Here is a 23,525-nt window from a genome sequence, read left to right as displayed (position 1 = left end):
ATCTTGCTATTTAAATCCTAGTTATGAAAGTATACGTTGTCAATGTAAACCGTTGTTTCACCGGCTGGTCCTCCAGAAAAAATCAATTGTGCAATGTTAGATTGTGAGGTAAGCCCTGTAAAATCTGCTAATGGAATATCTAACGTTACCCAGCTGTTGCGAATAAAATCACCATTATCAAAATTTAATACAATCTCGTGCTCACTGTCATCACCTCCCTGATAGGTTCCATTAGCTCCAAAATCAACCAATTTAATTCTGATTTGAGTAGCATCTCCCGTCCAGACATCTGTACTAAAATGCGTCATTGTACTGGCATTAATTTGTGACACCGGTTCTGCTCCTACAAAATTTAATGCTGAATATTTTTTAACAGCATTTCCTGCAATGCTCACATCTTCTAAAGTCGCAGCAGACCAATCTGTTCTCCAGGTAGCCATATTTACATCTGAATACGTATCACTAAATAATGAGATCACATTTGCCGCATTAAAGGAAGGTGCCGGTGCAGCTGCTTGCGGGCTATCTGGTACTGAAGCACTCGCATTGTAGAAGTACAGGTTATCTATATAAAAAGTACCTCCATTATTAGGTTGCACATCAAACTTGAATTGGAATACATTACTTACCGAAATTCCCTGATCTGTAAATGCTGAAAGCGGAATATCGATACTCGTCCATTCTCCGGCAGTCACATCTAAGTTTACCGGACGTTCTCCTGAAGTATCAATGATAAAAAATGGAATACTTGCATAATCTGCAGACCATACATCAATATGTACAAATTCGTATCCTGAAGCATCATACTCACCTCCTAGGTCAATTCCCTGATAGTTTGCGTTAGCATATTTAATTGCAGCATTTCCACCTAGATCTACTTGCTCATAAGTTGTTGATTGTCCCCAATTTGGGAAATAGTTCACTGAAGCAGGATCTGTATATGAGTCGCTGAAAATTGAAAGTACATCTGCTGCTGCAGCTTCTGGAGCAGGCGCGGCCATCATAGGTTCTGTTGCTCCACCAGTTTGCTCAACATCATCAATATAAAATGTTCCTGCAGTAGTACCGGGACCATCAACAAAAATTACCATGGTTGCATACTGTCCTGTAGGTACAAAAGGTTCGCCAACACCCTGATTTCCATCGATATAACTTTTAACAGCTTCAATTGCAAAATCAAAAGTTAAAACTTCCCATCCAGAGCCGCTGTGTGTTTTGGTGATTTCGTTCTGACGCTCGCCATCTACTCCGCCTTCAAACTTTAATAATACTGGCACCTCTACATTAGACCAGAATTTCATCGTGATGGTTTTATTAGCCCCACTAAAGTCTACCGGAGTACCTAATGTAAATGCCCCACCTTCAAATTGTGCTCCAGAATTTGTAATTGCTCCCACATTAGATTCTGTAGTATTTGCTCCAGACAGATCAGGATTTGTTACCACTTCAAAAGAAGCACCATTAAACACGCCAAACGCATAATTTACTGTTGGGTTATCAAAAGTAATAGGCAACACAACAGGATCAACAGCTCCTGTAATTGTTATAGTTTTTGTTAATTCAATTGTAGTTACACTTGCTCCTTTTGCCACTACGCGTACACTATATTCACCCGGTTCTGCATATGTAAATTCTGCAGATGCGTCTGCCATTACTGTAACCGGCTCTTCGTCATCGCTAGCTCCAAAATACACATCAAACATAGTTGCATTAGCTGCTTCAGGAGTTACTACAGCTGTTAAACCACTTACTGCGGTTTTAAAAGAAAGATTTTCTGGTGCTGTAAATGACACTCTAATGACTTGATTAAACTCACTAGTTAATCCTGTAGATCCCGTCGCTACAATACGTATTGAATACTCACCTTCTGTATAGGTAAAAGAAGTTGTTTCACCCGCATTAATGGTTTCTGGTTCTGCACCTTCTACACCATAATAAATTGTAAATGTAGAAGCGCCCTCACCTACCGGTGTAATGGTCACTAAACCTGTATCATCTTGCGTTATACCAAAATTTGCTGTCACGCCTGTAGGTGCAGAAATATCCTGAAATGCATAATTAGTAATAACATCATCTTCACAACCTGTAAAAACTGTAATAACCGCTAAAAATGCTACTATTAATCTTAAAATTTTCATCGTATTGTAGTGTATTAATTAGTGTATCCTTGATTTTGTTCCCAACGGTTTCCTGCAAGTTGAATTTCTATCGCCGGTATAGGGAAAACCTCATTCTTATTTGGCGTAAAACCGTCAATATTTTGAGCTGCTCTACCAGTACGTACCAAGTCAAAAAAGCGGTGTCCTTCTCCTACCAGCTCAAGTCTTCTTTCTGCATAAATAAAATCTGTTAAAGTAGCTCCTGATGCCGTTATGTCGTGGTTAGTATCACCAAATGCTCTTCTACGCACACGGTTTAAATATTGCTGCGCTAAACCATCGTTAGGAGTGGTTTTACGGTTATGTGCTTCTGCAGCCATAAGCAATACATCTGCAAAACGTATAGATCGGTAGTTGTTAGGGTTGGTTAGATTTGCATCACCCAGGTTAGCATCACCTTTACGGGCAATATATTTTCTATTATAAAAACCCGTATGCTCAAAGCCTTCATTATAAGTAGCTCCATTAGCTGCTGAAAACTCCTCAATATTTAATATGGCAATATCTCTACGCGAATCACCGGGTTCAAAAGCATCATAAACTTCCTTTACGGGGACATTAAAACTAAACCCGCTGTCAAATAGAGGTCCGCTATAATTACGTATACCGTTAAAACCTACAGCCACATTGCCTTCACTACACTGCAAACAGCCAAAACCCGCTCCTTCTTTATCTGTATACTGAACTTCAAAAACAGATTCTATACTATTTTCTCCTTCTTGCTCAAAAATGGTGGAGTAATCGTCTACCAAGTCATAAGGACCAGCGATCACCTGGTCTAACGCGTTTGCAGCTTCGGTAAATTTATCCTGATACAGATAAGCTTTCCCAAGCAATGCGCGAGCAGCGCCACTAGTGATACGCCCTTGTTCTGCCTGAGTTGCCGGAAGCGTTTCCGCAGCAAAAATTAAATCTTGCTCAATTTGCGCATACACTTCTTCTTTTGGAGTTCTATCAACATTAAACTGATCTCCAAATAACAGACGCTGATCTACCGCCAGAGGCACGTCGCCAAACCACTTTACCAACTCAAAATAATAGTACGCTCTTAAAAAACGTGCCTGGGCAATTACCTGATCCTTTCCGGCAAATTCTGTTTTATTTTGAAATTCCAAAATATAATTTGCGCGGTTTACCCCTGCAAACATCCATCCCCAGATATCTCGTAGTTGCTGATTTACCGGGGTGTGCGTCATATTATCTATTTGCTGAATACCCGGAGTATCTGTTGCGCTTTCGCCACCAGCTAATGTATTATCTGAAGCAATCTCACCTACCATTACATTTAAGTACGTCGCTTGTAATAAATCATAAGCTCCTACTAATGCATCCTGATAATCTTCCTCAGTATTAAAGAAATCTTCAGAATTTTCATTAATAGGATCAACTTCAACAAAATCATCACCACAAGCCACAAGTACAGCTGAAGCCAGCATCGCAATAAATCCTAATTGTATTTTTATTTTTTTCATCGCTCTTCTATTAAAATTTGAAGTTCATTCCTGCTGTGTACGTTCTGGGTACCGGGTAGAAACCTTGATCAATACCACCACCTATAGGTGCTCCAGACGATGCAGAAGGATCATACCCATTATATTCTGAAAGCGTAAATGCATTAGTTACTGCCAGGTAAAAACGTAATTTGCGTATACCTAACTGGTCCAAAACATCATTACCTAAACTGTATCCCAACTGTACATTTTGTAGTCTTAAATACGAGCCGTCTTCAACATAAAAATCTGAAAACAATAAGTTAGAGTTGGGCCCTGTTGTAACTCGAGGATATGTATTTGTTGATCCTGGTCCCGTCCAGCGATTTAGTACATAATTTGTTTTATTAGTAAGATTTTGATTACGATCATATGAGCGTACAATGTCATTACCTATAGAAGCAAAAGCATATGCCGTAAAATCAAAATTCTTAAACTTAAAGCCTAGATTAAGACCCATCGTAACATCTGGAATAGGATCGCCTATGTTAACGCGGTCGTTACCATCTATCAATCCGTCGCCATTCTGATCTACAAATCTTAAATCACCGAGTGTTGCATCTGTTTGTGTTGCGTGTGCATCTACTTCTGCCTGAGATTGAAAAATCCCGTTGGTTTGTAATCCGTAGAAATAGCCGATTGGGAAACCAGCTTCCATACGTGCAGGCGCTTCCTGACCAAATCCAAAACTACCTCCGGGAATAAAACCGCTTTCGTTACCTACAGCAAGTACTTCATTTTTAAGTGTCGTAAAATTGTAACTCAGATTGAAACTCGCATCATCACTTATATTCTCATCATAAGAGATTGAAAATTCAAAACCGCTATTTTCAACACTACCTGCATTTACAATAGGTGCTCCCGCGCCAGGTGCATATACACCCAGAATACCAGAAACCTGTGGGATAAGAAGTAAATCATCTGTTCTACGTTTGAAGTAATCTACTGTTAGATCAATTTTATTGTTGAACAAACGCGAATCAAAACCTACATCAAATGTTTTTTGGCGTTCCCATTTAATTTCGGGATTAGAAAGTTGGCCAGCAGCCACACCATTTACAAGCTCGTTGTCAAAAACATAAGTACCTTCAGCATTTAGCGTAGAGATATAACCAAAAGCCCCTATACGGTCATTACCTAATATCCCGTAACTCGCTCTCATCTTGAAGAAGTTTAAAACATCACTTGTGCCATAAAAGGGTTCGTCACTAACCACCCAACCAATAGATGCAGAAGGGAAATAACCGAATTTATTTTCAGGACCAAAGTTTGAAGAACCGTCTCGACGCAATACAGCCGAAAGTAAATAGCGTTCTTTATAATTGTATTGAACTCGGGTAAAATAAGATAGTAAACGCTGGTCAAATTCTGCTGGACCATTAATATCACGTGCATCGATCACTACTGCTGCTCCATCTAAGCCAGCTTCAGCAAAGGTGTTACCGGGAACATCACGCCCCGTAAAATTGTAAAACTCCCCACTGGTTTTAAAGACAGACATACCTAACAACACTGTTAGATTATGATCGTCTGCAAATGTATTTTTATAGGTTAAAAAGTTATCAAATGTATAATCTCTAAAGAAACTATCGTTTACAAAATATTGATTAACACCTGTGTTATTAAATACTTTCCCAAAACCGAAATCTAAATTTTCAGGTAAGAAGCTACGACCACGCACTTCAGAATAATTAAACTGATAGCGTGATTCTGCTGTAAAATGATCCCAGAAATTGTATGAAAGTCCAACTGTACCTGTAATTTTATCAACCTCATTCGTATTAAATGTATTTGCTATTTGTGCTAAAGGATTAATTACTTCAAAACCTAAATTATCTGCAATAGTAAAGTCTCCATTAGCATCGCGTACAGTAAACGTAGGCGCCATATTTACCGCATTGAACAATACCGAACCCAATGCATTTTCAGAAAGTGTTTTTCGGTTAGAATTGGTATAAATTGCCGTTGTAGAAAGCTTTAAATTGTCAAAAATATCAAGGTTATAACTTCCTCTTGCTGTAAGTCTATTAAAGTTTACAGCACCGCCACCTACTATACCATCCTGATCTAAATACCCTGCACCTACTGAATATGTAGATTTCTCGCCGCCTCCATAAACCGTTGCATTTACATCAGATAACAAAGCTTGTCTAAATACTTCATTTTGCCAATTTGTTCCCTGGCCTAAAGAAGCAAGATTAGGAAAAGGTGGGGCCTGATTTCCTGCGACATAGGCTTCGTTAATAATTGCTCCATATTCAGTAGCGTTTAAAACCGGAAGTTTGCGTGTAGTTTCCTGAAGACCTACATAAGAATCTACATCAATGCGTAAATCTGTGTTTTTACGACCACCTTTAGTTGTAATTAAAATAACACCGTTTGCGGCACGCACACCATAGATACCTGCAGTAGCATCTTTTAATACATTTATACTCTCTATATCGTTAGGGTTAATTACACTCAAATCTTCGATGACAGCACCATCAACAAGAATTAAAGGTCTGTTATCTCCATTAGTAGAAATACCACGAATTGATATCGTAGATGCGCTACCCGGAGAACCGGAGTTAGAACTTATATTTACACCTGCAACTCTACCTTGCAAAGCTTGCTCTACACGCACGGGATTCTGATCTTCAATAGTCTCAGAACTTACAACACTAACTGCACCGGTAATTTCTTTCTTTTTTTGAGTACCATAACCCACTACAACAACTTCGTCAAGTGTGCTAGCATCTTCATCTAGCGTAATAGACAAGTTTGTTGCATTTGTAACCGATACTTCTTTAGTTACAAAACCTAAATACGAAAACTGTAATAGGTTTCCCGATGTGACATCAATAGTAAACAGACCATCAAAATCTGTACTTGTACCTCTATTAGTACCTTTTACTAAAACATTGACACCGGGTAAGGGCATTCCTGTTGCATCAGTAACAGTACCAGAGACACGAACTTGGGTAGTAGCCTGGCTAAAAATAGCAGTGCTTAAGAACCCAAATAAGATCAAGGATAAAAATGATTTCATATAAATTTAATTTGTAAATCAAATCTATATAAGAGTTTTGCAGATTTATTAAAAAAGACCTCAACAAAAAATATACAACAGAAAAAACCATCTAGGGCAATGCGAAAATCTCAACGAAAACGTATGCGTAAAGCGACGTAAAGACCTTGTGTTAAAGTTTGTAAGAAGTCAGTTTTAGCATTAAAATACACTACTACTATCGTTTTCGTATAGGTAATGTATAGGTGATTTTTACAATTGTTGTAGTCATCTAGATAGATAATATGTACGCTACAAGCCCCTCTTCATGCTCTAAGTCCATTTTCTTACGCAAACGGTATCGTTTAATTTCAACACTGCGAACTGAAATATTTAAAAGAGGTGCGATTTCTTTAGACGATAAATTAAGCCTTAAATATGCACACAATTTTAAATCGTTAGGAGTAAGCTTTGGATGCTTACTTTTAATCTTTTTCAAAAAGTCTTTATCTGCATTATTGAAAGCCTGACTAAAAAATTCCCAATCTTTTTTAGGGTTTAAGTTTTTATCTATGATTTTGATTACAGATTTCATATCACCATCATCATTAGATGGCTTTAATTCTTTTTTAATTGCATTAAGTAATTCATTCTTCTTTACAATACTCATTGTAGAAGCAGCAAGTTCTCGATTTTTACTTTCTACATCCTGAATGAGTTTTTCGTTCTCGAGTTGCATAATTCTACGCTCATTTTCATAACGTGATAATTCGAGTTTACGTTCATTAATCTCAATAAGACGTTGTTTTTGCTTTTTGTAAAATTTTCGATTGAAGATATGAATCGTAATAAATATTATAAGCAGTAGAATAACATAGATTATGAGGAAGGTTATAGATAAGTACCAGGGGCGTTTTATCTTAAACTTAAAAGAGGTTGCTTCAGTAGTAACCTGATCGCCTACCCGAGCACGCACTTCAAATGTATAAGAGCCTGACGGTAAATTTTCAAACGAAACCTGAGAGGCACTGCTCCAATTGCTCCATTCTTCATAAAGACCTAGAAGTCTATATTGAAATTTTACAGTTTTAAAAGTATCATAATTAGTTACACTATAATTAAACAGAAAATTATTATTCTTTGATTTAAATGTTGAATTATCATTTAAAGAAATATTCTTTAAATTCTGATCAACACTTCCATTCTGCACAGATCGCAGATGTATTTCATATTCATATTCTAGATCTTTATCTAAATCTAAAATGGTATATCCCGATGAATTCCCTAAAAGGTATTTGTTGTTTTCCAGAAAAGTTATGTTCTCAAAACCTGCTACATCACGTCTTTTTTCCGCAGAAAAAGAAATATGTGTCACTTTAGGTGCTAAAGCAAAACTACCGGGTTCAAAATAAAAAATATCCTCTGTATTAAAACCCCAAAGTCTTTTGTTCGCCTCATCATACGTAAGTTTCCCGCTGGTATAGTTACCATTTTTGAGCATTCCACGGCTTAAGACAGAATCTCTGGTAAATTTCTGATTCTCTTCGGTTAATTTGTAAATTCCATTATCTGAAGCATAGATAAGCGCATCACCGTAAGTTACAATACCCGATTTCTCGCCTTTCTCTAAATTCTCAACAAGTTCTTGTTTGATTACTTGCTGATAACTCTTATCAAGTTTTAATTTAAAGACTCCTTTGTACTCGTGACTTACGTATAATGTATAGGTATCTGCTAAACCAAAATATCTGCTAGAAATATTGAAACCTTCTACTTTGTTACGAACACTCCAATCATCACCTCTTTTTTCTAAGACGTAAAGCCCATTGTAATTACCTTGCAAGGCCAGCTTTCTTTCTTCGTCAAGCCACTGTATTTGCCAGGTCCCTTGTATTGAAGAGATGCGTTCAACCCGATTATCAATAACTAAAAAAGTACCTTCGTGATGACCACAAAATAGATCGTCACCTAATTTCTTTAAAAACCATACCTGACCCTTGGTATTAGGTACGAGCTTAAAAGCGGTTTCCGGTTTGAATAAATCTCTGTAAAACAAACCTTGATTTGTGCCCAGATATAGTGTTAAATCGTTTACAACTGCACTATATACAGCTCCAAGTTCTCCACTATTATCTTTGTACACCCGATACGGTGAATTACTATTTATTAAAGCAATACCACGATCAAGACCTAACCATACATTTGCATTGCGGTCTTCATTAATACTCAAAACCGTATTATTTATTAAACCGGCATTTTGATTAATATGATATAAAATAGTCCCATTTTCACTTAAATGATAAACACCATTAGAAATGGTACCTACAATGAGCGTTTTATCCTTAAGCTGTTTACTACTATATATGGTCTTATCTAAAAGTTCTTGATCTGCGGAAGTATTCCAGACAGAAATCTCGTCGCCTACTAATTTATAAAAACCCGAATGCTGAGTCACAGCTACACTATAATTAGCTACTTTAAAAAGATTTACAAGCAGCTTATCTTTAAAAACAGAAGAATCTGAAACTAAGGTTTTCTTTCCATTTAAAATACAAAACAGACCCTCTCCGGTACTTTGAAAATAAATCTTTCCGTCGAGCAATAAGGATTTGCTAATAGTAGCTTCATTAGTTATAACTTCGAAAGCCTTGGTTTTTGTATTATAGCTGTAAATTCGATTTAACGATTGAAATATTACCCATTGGTCTAGTGGTATTATATTCCAGAATTGCTCATCTTCTAAAATGGGTATTTTTAAAGAATCGCTGAGTGAATTGTAAACAAGTTTTCCTGTATGGTCTTCTTCCCAAAAACCAAACTGCATATAACTCCCTGTATAAACACGCTTACCTACAGTTGCTACAGATCGTATGATTGTATTGTTAGGTGAAGGATATAAGCGCCATTTTGCACCATCAAACTGCAATAGACCGCTATTATTTGCTGAATAAACATAACCAGAATCGTCCTGAGCTAAAGCCCAATTTTGATTTTCGGCATTGTAGTAATCTGGCGAAAAATTAAGAACAGGAGGAAGTTCCTGAGCATTTAAAAAATTAAAAGTCAGAACAATTACAATACAGATATATAAATTAAGAAATCTCAATGAAGCATAGATTTTAAAGCAATATACTCAATTACCCTAAAATCTATTAAGTTAGCAGTTGCTCTTAAAAACTGTAATTATATTTTAACTCTAAAGCTCTGTTAAGTGTAGGCTTTAACTCAATCTATTGTTTACTTTTGCCAAAAATAAAGAAGCATGTTCTCTATATTTAATTCTAAAAAATTTTTAGCCTCTAAACTGGGCGAATTTACAGATATTCATAATCATATACTACCCGGAATTGACGATGGAGCCAAAACACCGGAAGATTCTTTACAGCTTTTAACTCATTTTAAAGAATTAGGCATTACAGACCTTATCTGTACTCCCCATACCATAAGCGATTTTTATCCTAATAATCCTCAAACAATTTTAGATGCTAAGCATAGGCTAGAAGCTTATTTAGTTGAAAAAAATCAAAATGATTTTAAAATAAGAGCTTCTTCAGAATATATGATGGACTCTTCTTTTGCAGATCTAATTGACTCGAAAAATATTCTTCCTTTAAAAGATAATTATGTTCTTGTAGAAATGTCTTATCTGCAACCACCTATTAATCTTAGAGAAATACTTTTTAAGTTGGGCAACGCAGGTTTTATCCCGGTTTTAGCACATCCTGAGCGTTATGCGTTTTATCACAAAACTATGGATGTTTACACTGAATTAGGTGCTATTTGTAAATTTCAGCTTAATGCATTGTCTATTAGTGGGTATTACGGCCCGGGAATTGAAAAAGTGGCGCTTCAACTTTTAAATGAGGGTAAATACGAATTTTTAGGAACAGACACCCATCATATGCGACATATTGAGGGTTTGAAAAAGGTGAAGTTTGCGGGCAAATATGAGCTTGCGTTAGATCGCATTGTTTCAAATACTAAAGCAATTTTTAGCAGCTAAAATGAAGTAAGCGCAGCTAATTTAATTTCTGCATTTTCTACTGAATACATTTGTGCAGCTGCAAGACAGTCTTGCAGCATCTTTAAATCAAATTGAAAATCTGTACTGCTTTCAATTGCTACTACAGGTGAATTATCTATAAAGTTCCTCGATTCTGTTGAAGACCAAAGCTCTTCTTCTAACTTTTCTATTTTAGGAAGTTTAGTAAATACAATGGGGTAACTTTTAGCATCAACAGCAAACGCATGAAGTACTTCTGTTGCAATTAGCGTAATGGCTTTTTTTTCAGTTTTCTTCGGAATGAATAGTCCCTCAAGTTCTTTATTAGCGAGTAAATATTCACATATTTCAAGCACGCGTGTCGATGAAATAAAATCACGCACAAGATTTTTATCTTTTATCTCAATAGGTAAGTTTTGTTCTATACGCTTTTTGAAGATCGGCACTACTGATCCCGCTGACCCATATACGTTACATAAACGCAGTGCAATCAACTTAGTATTTACACAATCCTTTTGCCTAAACTTTAAATAATCTTCGACAACTTTTTTTGTCCTCCCCATTGTATTTATAGGGTTCACCGCTTTATCTGTTGAAATCACCACTACTTGATTAACTTTGTGTTTTATACTGTAATCAATAAGTAATTGTGCTCCTAAAATATTTGTAGTAATAGCAGCACAGGTATTTTCCTGCATTAAAGAAACGTGTTTATAGGCTGCAGCGTGAAAAACAGATATAATTTTAAAATTTACAAAAAGATGATTTAAAAAATCTGCATTGCAAACACTTTCAACAAAATAAGAAACTGCAACTTCGGGAAATTTAAAGTTCAATTCTTCAAGCAAACTATGCAAACCGGTTTCTGAAATATCAACTAAAATCAGCCGTTTAGGCTTTTTTAAAGCAAAACCTAAAACGAGTTCACGACCTATACTTCCGGCAGCTCCGGTAATAAGTAATGTTTCGTTAGTTAAAAAGGAGATATTAGTCATATCTAATTGAAAAAATAATCAAGTAAAGCATCTTTAATTCTATTTAGATCAAATGCTGTCAGACCAGAACCTGAAGGTAGACAAAGTCCAGATTTCCATAAGTTTTCTGCCACATCTCCTCCATAATATTCCTGATTTTCATAAATACCCTGTAAATGTAGCGGTTTCCATAGAAAACGAGACTCAATTTTATGTTGCTGAAGAAACTGCCGCAAACCTTCCGCCGACTTATTCTTTAATAGTTGAGAATTTAACTGAATACAACTTAACCAATAATTTGAATAGTACGAATCATCAGGTACTTCAAACAACTCAACACCGGGTATTTGCGCAATGACTTCCTTATAAAAAAAATGAGTGTTACGCTTTGCCTCAATATGTGAATTAAGTGCTTTTAATTGACTTATTCCTAAAGCTGCATTTAGTCCCGGCATCATGTAATTAAATCCCACAGCGTCGTGCTCAAAACCTGCCTGACTTATTTTTGACTGACTTGCTAAATGTCGTGCACGTTGCGCATCTTCTGCAGATTTACAAATTAATGCACCGCCACCTCCTGTGGTAATAATTTTATTCCCGTTAAAGGAAAGAATGCCATAGTCTCCAAAAAGTGCGCAAGACTTATTTTTATACATGCTTCCTAATGCTTCTGCAGCATCCTCAATTAAGGGTATTTTATAATGTCTTGCAATTTTAGCAATTTCCTCTATTTTACAGGGTATTCCGTAAGAATGCACCACAATAAGTGCAGCCGGTAATTTGCCTTTTTCTAAACAGCCTTCTAGTGCAGTTTTGAGATCATTAGGTGATAAGTTAAAGGTGTCTTGCTCACTATCTATAAAAATTGGTCGCGCTCCTAAATATTGAATGGGGTTAGCGCTTGCAACGTAACTCATCGTTTGACACAAGACTAAATCATCACGTTTAACACCTGCTAACGTCAAAGCAAGATGCAGCGCAGCAGTACCAGAGTTTAGCGCTATTATACTACGGCTTGTATTTAATGTCTCTTTTAATTTTGTTTCAAACTTTGCTACAAACGGTCCGCCAGAAGTTACCCAATTTGCCCTTAATGCTTCAGTTACTGAAGCAGCATCCTGCTCACTAATTTGTGGTAAGGAAAGTGCTATTTTCTTGGGTTTATGCATAGTTACTTATTTAGATTTCTCCTCTTAAATCTTTTTATCAAATTATCGAGAAATAAATTAAGTACTAACCAGAATACTACCTGCACGATAAAAAATACTGCTAATCCTATTTTAGGTTCTATAAATAGAACGCCTACTACCTGAACGAGGGTCAACATAACAACCAGAATTACGATTTGCCTATGGCCATACCCCAAACGCAGCAGCAGAGAATAGCTGTGTAATTTATCTCTTTTAAAAATAGAGACACCACTAATGACACGAAGTACTAAAACACGTAATGTATCAAAAATAGGATACCAAAACAAAGCTATAACTACAGGTAAACGTTGCTGATAGCTATTAAGTCTGATGTTTGAAACCGATAAATCTGCTTCAATAAATGTTATCAAAAACGCGGCGCACAAAAATCCTAAAAATAACGAACCGCTATCTCCCATAAATATAGCTGCAGGCTCTTTATTTATTCTTCTGAATCCAAAAAGTGCTGCTCCTACACACATTAAAAATACACTTGAGAATGGAATTTGAAAATACAACAAACCCAAAATAAAGAGTAAAGCAACTGTGGTTGCAAGACCGTCTATGCCGTCTATAAAATTAAATGCATTGGTAAGAAATGTGAGTAGTAGAATACTTAAAATTACACTTGCGTAATAAGGTATCTGAAAAAAACTGTGCTCTAACAGTACAGATTGCAAGCGCAAATCTGCACAAACAACCACAATGCTAATGATTAATACCTGAAAAATTAGCTTTGGCAACCATCCTAAAGATTTCAAATCATCTACAAGTCCTAAAACAAAGAGCGCTGAAACTCCTAAGATTAAGTACAAATGATTGCGAATTAAATAATCTCCCTCAAAAGCGAGTGCGGTACAAAAAATACCAAAAAATAACGCAATACCTCCCGATGCAGGCACAGCTGTTTTGTGTAATTTTTTCCCACCCGTTTCAACTATAAAATACCGGGCAAAAACGGGTTTACATAACAATTTCCCTAATGCAAATGTCAATGCAAAAGCTAGAAGTGCCGGTAGAAAAAATAGAATCATTTGCATTAAAGAGAACCCCTTTTGGTCCTCAAATATACACTTTCAGTATTTCAGTAACACTTCAAAAAAAAAGCCGCCCTTAGGCGACTTTACATTTTTATAAATGCAATTTGATTAATCTAATGTCGCATCTAATGTAATTTCTGCTTTAAAAAGTTTTGATACCGGGCAGTTTTCTTTTGCTTTATTTGCAATTTTCACAAATTCTTCTTCGCTAATTCCAGGTACTTTACCTTTTAATGTTAAATGTACTTTTGTGATCTCTCCATCCTCAAAAGTTACCTTTGCATCAGTGTGTAAATTATCTGCAGTATAGTCCTCTTCACCTAAAAACGCAGAAAGCTGCATTGTATAGCAACCTGCATGTGCTGCGCCCAATAGCTCTTCGGGGTTGGTTCCTTTTCCGTCTTCAAAACGGGTACCAAAAGCATATTTTGCTTCATCTAGAACAGTACTTTCGGTTGAGATCGTTCCTTGTCCTTCTTTAATTTTTCCTTTCCAGTTTGCAGATGCGTTTCTTGAGAATTTCATATCGTTGTTTTTTTATTTTTAATTATATCTAAAACTAACAATCAATCCCACTAACCACAACTTTTTAAATCTATTTTAGCGTTTGAAAGGCTAGTATTAACAAGCCTTAACAGCATTTTCGCTAAATTGCAACTATGAAGACAGCTACAGTAACACAACTTAAAAAAGAACTTAGAGAAAAAGATACTGAAGAATTGCTGCAACTATGCCTAAAGCTCTCTCGTTTTAAAAAGGAAAATAAAGAACTTCTTACCTATCTGCTTTTTGAATCTGATTATGAGGCGGGCTACGTAGATTCAGTAAAAGAATTTATCGATGCGCAGTTTGAAGCAGCGAATACTAAAAATTATTACTGGCTTAAAAAGGCGATTCGTAAAATTTTAAAGGAAACAAAAAAATACATCAGATATTCAGGCAACAAAGAAACTGAAGTACAGCTTCTTATTTATTTCTGCGAAAAGATGGACGCGTTTGAACCGTCTATTCGTAATAACAACACCTTGCGAAATCTCTACCTGAGACAACTGGAATATATCACCAAGAAAGTTGAAGGTCTTCACGAAGATCTGCGACTTGATTATTATAACGCATTAGAAAACCTAAACTAAATGACTCAACTACATTTAAAAAACCTCAACGTAACTATTGATAAAGGCGAACTTGTTAGTTTTCTGCAAGACGACTATCAATATATACATCAAAAAGGAACTCCCGGATGGCGCAGTGCAGATACCGAAATGTTTCCAGTAATAGGTCCTACAGATCAGGCAAATTTTAGAGTAGAAACACCTAAAGGAGCCGCTATTCAAGATCAACACGGCCTGTTACGTGAACTTACCTATACTTGTATAGAAGCCACGGAAACCACAGCTGTATTTGAAAAAAAATATACGGCAAATACAAAAGTTAGGAACTCAAAATTTCCGGATAAGTCTACTGAAGAATGGCTTTCCTGGCCGTATGATTTCAATTTTAAAAAGCAATTTACCTTAAGCGAGAATGCTCTAGAAGTTGTTTTTAATATTAGCGGAGATAAAGGAATGCCGTTTATGCTGGGTTATCATCCCGCATTTAATTTGCAAACCGAAAAACCGGTAATTGAGACTACTACCGAAAAAATTACTTTAGAAGAAGTTTTAGCTGTAGGTAGCCGTGCCTATCAAGTAGCAGACTGTACAGAAATTACTTTAAAAGATAAAAAATCTATAACTCTAAAATCTAATGGTTTTGGCAATTTTATGTTGTGGACCGAAGTAACCAATATGGTTTGTATAGAACCTATAAGTTTTTACCCCTACGCTGTTGATCAAAAAAACCTGCACGAAGGTTTTATGACGCTAGGAGCATCTGACGCTAAATTTAGTGTAAAACTAATTTTAAACTAACGCTTCTTTTAAAATCGTTACGGGATGCAATGCCTCGCGTTGTGTCCCGTCTTTTATTTGATGCCTGCAGCTGGTTCCCGGGGCAGCGATTAAGGTATCCTGTGCCGCTTTACGTACAGCAGGAAATAAAGTTTGCTCTCCTATTTGCATACTTAGTGCATAATGCTCTTTTTCATAACCAAAAGAACCTGCCATACCACAACAGCCCGAAGGTATGATGGTAGGTTTAAAATTTGCAGGCAAATTGAGTAAATTAAAGGTATGTTCTATCCCACTTAAAGCTTTTTGATGGCAATGCCCGTGAATTTTCAGTTTCTTAGCTTCCGAAGTAAAAGAGGTAGACTTTATATTACCCAGTTTAATTTCAGCATTTAAAAATTCATCAATTATAAATGTGTTTTTAGCCAGCATTTTAGCTTCTTCCACATTCTTAGACAATCGTAAATATTCATCCCGAAACCCTAAAATAGCAGAAGGCTCTATACCTATTAAAGGATGTTCTGCATCTACAAGATCTTTAAATGTTTTGATATTTTTTTGAGCAATTTTTCGTGCTTGTTTTAAAAATCCTTTAGAAATTAGAGAACGCCCGCTTTCTGAATGCGTAATCACACGCACTTCATAATTTAAACGTTGCAACAATACCACAGCGTCTTCCCCTATCTGGGCATCAAGATAATTTGTAAACTCATCTACAAACAGATAAACTGTTTTTATAGGGTTTTTAGGATTGAAAGCTCTTAATTTCTTAAAACGCGCGCGTAATGTTTTTTTAGACAGTGGCGGAAGGCTACGTTCTGGGGCAACCTCAAGCGTTTTACGAATAAAACTCCCAGATAATTTTGCCTTGTAGAGTCCGTTTGTAATACCCGGTAAAACCGAAGCAAATTTATTGAGATACGCGTTAAATGCAAATGCGCGCGTACGTAGCGAACTTCCATTTTCTTTCTTATACTGGTATTCAAATTCTGCTTTTAAAGTAGCCACATCTACATTACTGGGGCACTCGCTTGCACAGGCCTTACAGCTCAAACACAAATCAAAAACTTCTTTAAGTTCTTTGTGATTAAAACTGTTTTTACGTTCAGAATGAGTTAAAAATTCGCGCAGCGTATTTGCTCTACCTCGTGTAGAATCTTTTTCATCACGAGTAGCTCTGTAACTGGGACACATGGTACCGCCTGCCTCTGGTAACTTGCGGCAATCACCACTACCATTACATTGTTCTGCTGCACGTAAGATGCCTTGAGAATCCTCAAAATTAAGCAGGGTATCTATCTCAGGCTCTTTACGGTCTGGTGTGTACCGCAATTGCTCATCCATAGGTTTAGCGTTAATTACTTTACCGGGATTAAATATATTATCAGGATCAAATGTGTGTTTAATGCGTTTTAAAACTGCGTAATTTGTTTTGCCAATCATAAACTCCACAAATTCTCCACGTACGAGACCATCACCGTGCTCACCGCTCATAGAACCCTTATACTTTTTAACAAGATCTGCGACCGCTGTAGTTATGGTTCTAAAAAGAGTTACATCGTCACTATTTTTAAGATTTAGAATAGGTCGTAAATGTATTTCACCCGCACCTGCGTGTGCATAGTAGACCGCATCCTGTTTAAAATGTGCCATTAGGGCTGTAAATTCTTTAATATAGGATGCTAGATCTTCTAAGGCGACAGCGGTATCTTCTATACACGCTACTGCTTTGCGATCTCCCACAATATTACCCAGTAAGCCCAAACCTGCTTTACGCAACTCTAGCGCTTGATTTATCTGGTTACCTTCTAATGTAGGATAGGCATAACTAAGACCAGACTCTTTTAAAGTTTCAATAAGCTGTAGTGCTTTTATACGTGCTTCATCTAGCGTTACTGCGCGGACTTCTAGCATTAAAATAGCTGCAGGATCTTGTTCTATAAAAAACCTGTTCTTTTGTTGTTCTCTGTTATTTAACGTACAGTCAAGTATTACTTTATCCATCATTTCACACACATACAAATTGTGTTTCATAACAGGTACAACGGCTTCAAGACAGGTATTTATACTCTCAAAATGTGCTGCAACCATAACTGCTTCCGCAGGAGGTAAATCATCGAGTTTTAAAGTTATTTCAGTAGTAAATGCAAGTGTACCCTCACTACCGGTAAGCAGTTTACACATATTAAATAATGTGTTGCTTTCTGCATTAAAGACATTATTGTCAAGCAAAGCATCTAGTGCATAACCTGTGTTTCTGCGATGTATTTCAGGCTTCGGAAAATTAGCCTGTATCTCCTGTTGCGCTTCAGGAGTACTTAATTCATTGTAAATTGTTGAATAAATAGCTCCTTCTAAAGATTTTAAATTTCGCTTTTGTTCAAACTCTTCAGCAGTAATTTCTTTAAAATTAACAGTGCTACCATCACTTAAAATAGTTTTTAGATTAATTACTTTATCACGGGTTACTCCATATTGTATTGAAGTAGTCCCAGAAGAATTATTACCCACCATTCCGCCTATCATACAGCGGTTAGAAGTAGAGGTATTGGGTGCAAAAAATAAACCATGGGGTTCTAAAAAACTGTTTAATTCATCCCGAATCACTCCCGGTTGTACCGTAACCGCTCTTTGAGTTGCGTCAAAGGATACGATTTTAGTAAAGTGCTTTGATACATCGACAACAATACCATCGCCCACACACTGCCCCGCAAGAGAAGTCCCGGCAGTACGAGGTATTACTCCTACTTGATGTTCTTTTGCAAATACTATAATTTTTTTTAGATCTGCTTCAGACTTTGGTAGCGCCACAGCCAAGGGTAACTTACGGTAAACTGATGCATCTGTAGCGTACAGTTTTTTATGTAGTTCATCGAGATATAATTCTCCATCCAAATTTTTCGCAAGTGCATCAAATGCTTCTGTAAAGTCTGTAATCATAGGCTAAAGTTACAATTATATTCATTTTAGAGTGTTAACATTTTCTAAGATAAGCTTAACAAAAAATTGGCGGGAGCCTCGTTAAACATAAGGAGTTGTGAACTTACATTTGCCGTACAAACAACAAATTCAAATACAATTATGAAAAAATTATTTATAGCTTTTGTTTTAATGGCAGGTTTTTCGTTCTCTTCTCAAGCGCAGGAGATTTCAAAAAATGCTTTAGGTCTTAGACTAGGAGATAGTGATGGTTTTGGTGCAGAAATCTCTTATCAGCGTGGCTTAGGAGACAATAACAGATTAGAATTAGATTTGGGAATTAGAGACGGAAAAAATTATGATGGTTTTAAATTAGCTGGTCTTTACCAATGGGTTTGGAATATTGACGGTGGCTTTAACTGGTATGCCGGTGTAGGTGGAGGTCTTGCATCATATGGTTATGATGATGACCGTTTTGATGATGATACTTTTATATTTGCGGCAGGTGATATAGGTATTGAATATAACTTTGATATACCGTTAATTTTATCTTTAGACTTTAGACCTGAGATAGGTTTTGGTGACGGTAATGACGGTTATAACAACGATGATTTAGATTTTGATATCGCATTAGGGATACGTTACCAATTCTAATCTCAACTTTATAAATTAAAAATCCCGTTAGCTCGCGCTAACGGGATTTTTTTGTTCCGTATAAAGTCAAATCTTTATTTACTAATTGCTTTTGAAGCAACCTGTTTAATTCTATTTATAGCTTTTAAATATACCTCTTCATACATAGGCACTACGCGCTCAATAGCAAATTGCTGAGCTTGTAAACGTGCCTGTTTCTTAAATAAATCAAGGGTTTCACGCTCTTTTAAAATGCTCCATGCATTTGCTGCCATAGCGTCTACATCCCCTACATCACTCATATAGCCCGAGTAACCGTGAGTATTTACTTCTGCAAGACCACCAGCGTTGGATGAGATAACCGGGACACCGTGCGCCATTGCTTCTAACGCCGCCAGACCAAAACTCTCTGCTTTTGAGGGCAATAGAAATAAGTCTGAAAAACACAAAATCTTATCAATCTCGTTACTGTTTCCTAAAAAAACCACCTTGCTAGAAATACCTAACTGCTCACAGAGTAACTCAGCAGGGCCACGCTCTGGTCCCTCACCTACCATGATTAATTTTGAAGGAATATGTTTTTGAATTTCATTAAAGGTTTTAATTACATCGGGAATACATTTTACCTCCCGCATATTACTAATGTGGGTGATAATACGCTCCTCTTCGGTAGCCATTAATCCGCGTTGACAATCTGTAAAAGAGTCTTTAAGCGTATTTATATCTATGAAGTTAGGAATTACCTGAATCTTACGCTTGATATCAAATAAACGGTTTGTATCGTCTTTTAGACTTTGAGATACTGAAGTTACCACATCACTTTTATTAATGCTGAAGGTTACTGCAGGTTTATAAAACGGATGACTTCCTACTAACGTGATATCAGTACCGTGCAAAGTAGTTACCATCGGTATGGTTATACCATCCTGCTGAAGCATTTTTTTTGCCATATAACCGGCGTAGGCGTGTGGTATGGCGTAATGCACGTGCAACACATCTATATGATAGGCCTTGATGATGTTTACAAGTTTACTAGAAAGCGCCAACTCATACGGCTGAAAGTGAAAAAGTGGATATTCGGGAACATTTACTTCGTGAAAAAAGATCTTTTCATTAAGCAAATCAAGCCTAACCGGCTGTTTGTAAGTAATAAAGTGAACTTCGTGTCCTCTTTTAGATAATGCAATACCCAACTCGGTAGCGACAACACCACTACCGCCAAATGTGGGATAACAAACTATAGCTATTTTCATGGCTTAAAATTACCAATTATTAAGCCAGCACCGATATCTCTAAAGCGGTTTTAGATTTTATTTAAGAAGAATTGCTAAGGAATTATAGCATTCTGAATTACCTCTTGAATACGACTTCGAAGATCTGACTGTATTAACTTTCGATTTTCTGCATCAGGGAAGGTTCTGTTTGATAAGAAAACGTACACGATTTGCGTTTCAGGATCTGCCCAGGTAAAGGTTCCTGTAAATCCTGAATGGCCAAAACTAGCTTTAGAAACACAACCACACGTGCCGCCCACAGTTCCTAGCTGCGGCTTGTCAAAGCCTACACCTCTGCGCACACCTTCATTACAATAATAGCAGGTATTAAAATCACTCATTGTATTTTTTGAAAAAAAGCGTTTACCGCCATAATATCCATTTTGTAAATACATCTGCATCATTTTAGCCACGTCATTAGCGTTGCTAAATAAACCGGCGTGACCACCCACGTTATCGGTCATCGCCGCTCCCATATCGTGCACATAACCCTGTATTTGTTGCATTCGCCAATAGGTATCATTTTCAGAAGGTACTATATTACTTTTTTGAGTATAATTTAAAGGCTTATATCCCATATAATTAGCCCCAAGATTCTTGTAGTACATGCGCTGGGTAAGCGTATCAAGATCTGTTAAAACAGTATCTTCAAGATATTTTTTAAACAGAAAATAAGATAAGTCACTGTATTTGTAGACTCGAGATGGTAATAAATCTGTATCTGCAATAATCTTAACTATAGTGTCAGGATAATCTTTTCGCAAATACATATCTTCAGCAATCTTTATAGAAAAATCGCCCTCGGGAGAAGAGCGATAGTATTTTTTTGATATGTGACCGGTTTCATCATAAGTGGCTCTATAAAACGGAAGCCAGGGTTTCAACTTTCCATAGTGAGAAAGTACCTGTTTGATAGTTATATCTTCTTTATTAGTCCCCTTCAAAATAGGAAGAATACTACCTAACCTGTCATTAAGTTTAAATTTGTTAGCATCATAACGCTCCATTAATAAAGGTAATGTAGCAAGAATTTTAGTCATTGAAGCCAGGTCATACACATCGGTGAGTTTTACATCCTCTCGTTTTGTATAGGTATGATGACCAAAAGCTTTCTCATAGATAACTTTACCATTACGCGCCACCAAAACCTGCGCCCCCGGAAACATCACATTAGTAAGTCCTTCTTTTACGAGTTCATCAATTTCCTTGAGTTTTTCTGAATTCATACCCTCCTCTTCGGGTACCCCATATTGTAATCTGCGTAAGGTTCCTGTTTCAAAACTGGTATTAATCTGAAAGTTTTTCCCTAGTGAAACCGGTAATTTGCCCTGAGCTCCTATAGCACCAAAAATCAACTGAGCACTTAAATCCTGAGCAATTGCGCTATTTTGGTAAGACATTACAATACCTTTAATCGCGCGTATATCATTCAGTTTTAAAAGTGCATAAGGTCTTACAAAAACATCGAGAACTGTGGGTTTTGACTTGGCTATAGCTTCTATAATAGCAATATCTGCAGCTGTCATTGAAAAGGATTTCCAGGGGTTATCATCAGAGCGATGAAAACCTATAATGACATAATTGTATTTATCTAGTTTGTTTAAATATTCGGCACTGCTAGATGCACTTATTTTGGTTACTTCGGCATATTTCTGTAGCGATTTATAAAATGGATCTCCACTATCATCACCCAATTCAATATATGCTATTTTCTTAAGATCTAAATCTTTAACCGGTAGAATGGCTTGATCATTTTTGAGAACCGTTAAAGCATTTGCCATAGCCTTACGGTAAATTACATCATCTTCGACACTGTTTAGGTCTTTAATAAGATTTGTAGTATTTACGGGTTGATACTTATTGAGACCAACTTTAAATTTTGCGAATAAAATTTTCTTTACAGAGCGTGACAAACGGGTTTCTGTAATATCTCCTGCGTTATAGGCTTCTTCAAACTTAGCCATCGCCTTTGGCACGTTTTCACTCATCAGCAAGATGTCATTACCCGCTTTAAAAGCTTCCAGATCTATAAGGCCCGGTTCTTTAAAGTTGGATGCGCCTTTCATATTTAAGGCATCAGTAAATATCAATCCCTGAAAACCTAAACTATCTTTTAACAAGCCGGTTACAACTTTTTGAGATAACGACGTAGGATAACCCGGTCTGCTTTCTAAGGTAGGAACATTAAGATGCGCAATCATAATGCTAGCGATACCCGCATCTATAACTTTTTTATACGGATACATTTCTATGGAATCTAAACGCTTTCGGCTAAATGGTATCGTAGGAAGCGTCTTATGCGAATCCTGATTAGTATCCCCGTGACCCGGAAAATGTTTTGCACTTCCTAACACACCCGCTCCTTGCATTCCTTTAATAAAAGCCACGCTTTTATCGGTTACATTATTGCGATCTTCTCCAAATGATCTGTTTCCTATTATAGGATTTTCAGGATTTACATTTATATCAACAACAGGAGCAAAGTTAATGTGAACGCCCATTCGTTTATTATGCAACCCTATTTGCTTGGCTACTTCTTCTACAATAGTATTGTCTTTAATAGCGCCTAAAGTCATATTCCAGGGAAACGCATAGGTAGAATCTAATCGCATTGCCAGACCCCATTCTGCATCCATAGCCACCATTAAAGGCACTTTACTCAACGCCTGATACTCGTTATTAAGCTTTGCCTGACGCATAGGACCTCCTTTAGAAAAAATAACACCACCTATGTGGTTATTTTTAATGAGCGTTTTTATAGCGTCTGTTTTTAATTTTGGGTCACTAGAAAAAACATCTACCATAAACAATTGACCTATTTTTTCTTTTAAGGTCATTTTATTGTAAATGCTATCAACCCAGGCTTGTTGCTCAGTTAATTGTTTTGCCAGTAATGGATTTTTTGATTGTGAAAAGCCTTGAAAGGCAAGTATAAGAAATACTCCAACGAGTAAGTGTTCACGCATCA

Annotated in this window: 15 protein-coding genes; 4 read left to right on the top strand and 11 right to left on the bottom strand. The window is 36.7% G+C overall.

What is annotated here, in order from left to right; genetic code table 11:
* Nucleotides 1-17 precede the first annotated feature (17 nt).
* The 4 genes from ACEN25_RS04760 to ACEN25_RS04745 all read right to left on the bottom strand — a co-directional run bounded on the left by ACEN25_RS04760 (nucleotide 18) and on the right by ACEN25_RS04745 (nucleotide 9,741).
* Nucleotides 18-2,138 (bottom strand): hypothetical protein, encoded by a 2,121-nt coding sequence (locus ACEN25_RS04760; protein WP_441801897.1) that lies wholly within the window; start codon nucleotides 2,136-2,138, stop codon nucleotides 18-20.
* Nucleotides 2,139-2,152: 14 nt separating this feature from the next.
* Nucleotides 2,153-3,631, bottom strand: coding sequence for a RagB/SusD family nutrient uptake outer membrane protein (locus tag ACEN25_RS04755; RefSeq protein ID WP_441801896.1), 1,479 nt, complete (start codon nucleotides 3,629-3,631; stop codon nucleotides 2,153-2,155).
* A 10-nt stretch (nucleotides 3,632-3,641) separates the two neighbouring features.
* The gene (locus tag ACEN25_RS04750; protein WP_441801895.1) at nucleotides 3,642-6,677 is read right to left on the bottom strand and encodes a SusC/RagA family TonB-linked outer membrane protein; all 3,036 of its coding nucleotides are present in this window, start codon (nucleotides 6,675-6,677) and stop codon (nucleotides 3,642-3,644) included.
* Between the two features lie 250 nt (nucleotides 6,678-6,927).
* A complete protein-coding gene (locus ACEN25_RS04745; protein ID WP_441801894.1) occupies nucleotides 6,928-9,741 on the bottom strand; it encodes a triple tyrosine motif-containing protein in 2,814 nt (937 codons plus the stop codon).
* A 156-nt stretch (nucleotides 9,742-9,897) separates the two neighbouring features.
* Between ACEN25_RS04745 and ACEN25_RS04740 the strand changes: the two genes are divergently transcribed.
* Nucleotides 9,898-10,638 carry a tyrosine-protein phosphatase gene (locus ACEN25_RS04740; protein ID WP_441801893.1) on the top strand — a complete coding sequence of 247 codons (741 nt, stop codon included), beginning with the start codon at nucleotides 9,898-9,900 and terminating at the stop codon, nucleotides 10,636-10,638.
* Here the strand turns inward: ACEN25_RS04740 and ACEN25_RS04735 are convergent.
* The 4 genes from ACEN25_RS04735 to ACEN25_RS04720 form a co-directional block, all read right to left on the bottom strand.
* A complete protein-coding gene (locus tag ACEN25_RS04735; RefSeq protein ID WP_441801892.1) occupies nucleotides 10,635-11,633 on the bottom strand; it encodes a polysaccharide biosynthesis protein in 999 nt (332 codons plus the stop codon). The genes ACEN25_RS04740 and ACEN25_RS04735 overlap by 4 nt on opposite strands.
* Nucleotides 11,634-11,635: 2 nt before the next feature.
* Entirely contained in the window at nucleotides 11,636-12,781 is a 1,146-nt protein-coding gene (locus tag ACEN25_RS04730; RefSeq protein ID WP_441801891.1) for an aminotransferase class V-fold PLP-dependent enzyme, read from the bottom strand.
* Between the two features lie 2 nt (nucleotides 12,782-12,783).
* Complete coding sequence (locus ACEN25_RS04725; protein ID WP_441801890.1) at nucleotides 12,784-13,842, bottom strand: glycosyltransferase family 4 protein; 1,059 nt, start codon at nucleotides 13,840-13,842, stop codon at nucleotides 12,784-12,786.
* Nucleotides 13,843-13,950: 108 nt separating this feature from the next.
* Nucleotides 13,951-14,367, bottom strand: coding sequence for an OsmC family protein (locus ACEN25_RS04720; protein WP_028374654.1), 417 nt, complete (start codon nucleotides 14,365-14,367; stop codon nucleotides 13,951-13,953).
* Between the two features lie 134 nt (nucleotides 14,368-14,501).
* Between ACEN25_RS04720 and ACEN25_RS04715 the strand changes: the two genes are divergently transcribed.
* Together ACEN25_RS04715 and ACEN25_RS04710 are read left to right on the top strand one after the other, a co-directional pair.
* Nucleotides 14,502-14,975: a hypothetical protein gene (locus ACEN25_RS04715; RefSeq protein WP_441801889.1), complete on the top strand. Its 474-nt coding sequence runs from the start codon at nucleotides 14,502-14,504 to the stop codon at nucleotides 14,973-14,975.
* On the top strand, nucleotides 14,976-15,752 hold the full coding sequence (locus ACEN25_RS04710) for an aldose epimerase family protein (RefSeq protein WP_441801888.1): 777 nt from the start codon (nucleotides 14,976-14,978) through the stop codon (nucleotides 15,750-15,752).
* Here ACEN25_RS04710 and ACEN25_RS04705 read toward each other — a convergent pair.
* Nucleotides 15,744-18,671, bottom strand: a complete 2,928-nt coding sequence (locus tag ACEN25_RS04705) for an FAD-binding and (Fe-S)-binding domain-containing protein (RefSeq protein ID WP_441801887.1) — start codon at nucleotides 18,669-18,671, stop codon at nucleotides 15,744-15,746. The two genes, ACEN25_RS04710 and ACEN25_RS04705, sit on opposite strands and share 9 nt — an antisense overlap.
* Before the next feature lie 141 nt (nucleotides 18,672-18,812).
* On the opposite strand from ACEN25_RS04705, the gene ACEN25_RS04700 reads away from it, so the two are divergent.
* The gene (locus ACEN25_RS04700) at nucleotides 18,813-19,304 is read left to right on the top strand and encodes a hypothetical protein (protein WP_441801886.1); all 492 of its coding nucleotides are present in this window, start codon (nucleotides 18,813-18,815) and stop codon (nucleotides 19,302-19,304) included.
* 74 nt (nucleotides 19,305-19,378) lie between these two features.
* Here ACEN25_RS04700 and bshA read toward each other — a convergent pair whose 3' ends face one another.
* Both bshA and ACEN25_RS04690 read right to left on the bottom strand, forming a co-directional pair.
* Complete coding sequence (gene bshA / locus ACEN25_RS04695) at nucleotides 19,379-20,536, bottom strand: N-acetyl-alpha-D-glucosaminyl L-malate synthase BshA (protein WP_441801885.1); 1,158 nt, start codon at nucleotides 20,534-20,536, stop codon at nucleotides 19,379-19,381.
* 74 nt (nucleotides 20,537-20,610) lie between these two features.
* Nucleotides 20,611-23,523, bottom strand: a complete 2,913-nt coding sequence (locus ACEN25_RS04690; RefSeq protein ID WP_441802148.1) for a glycoside hydrolase family 3 N-terminal domain-containing protein — start codon at nucleotides 23,521-23,523, stop codon at nucleotides 20,611-20,613.
* Between the last annotated feature and the right edge of the window lie 2 nt (nucleotides 23,524-23,525).

This window comes from Leeuwenhoekiella sp. W20_SRS_FM14 (assembly GCF_052119605.1).
Classification (GTDB): Bacteria; Bacteroidota; Bacteroidia; order Flavobacteriales; family Flavobacteriaceae; genus Leeuwenhoekiella.
Note: the sequence above shows the minus strand (reverse complement) of the source record. Positions and strands in the feature narration are given on the sequence as shown.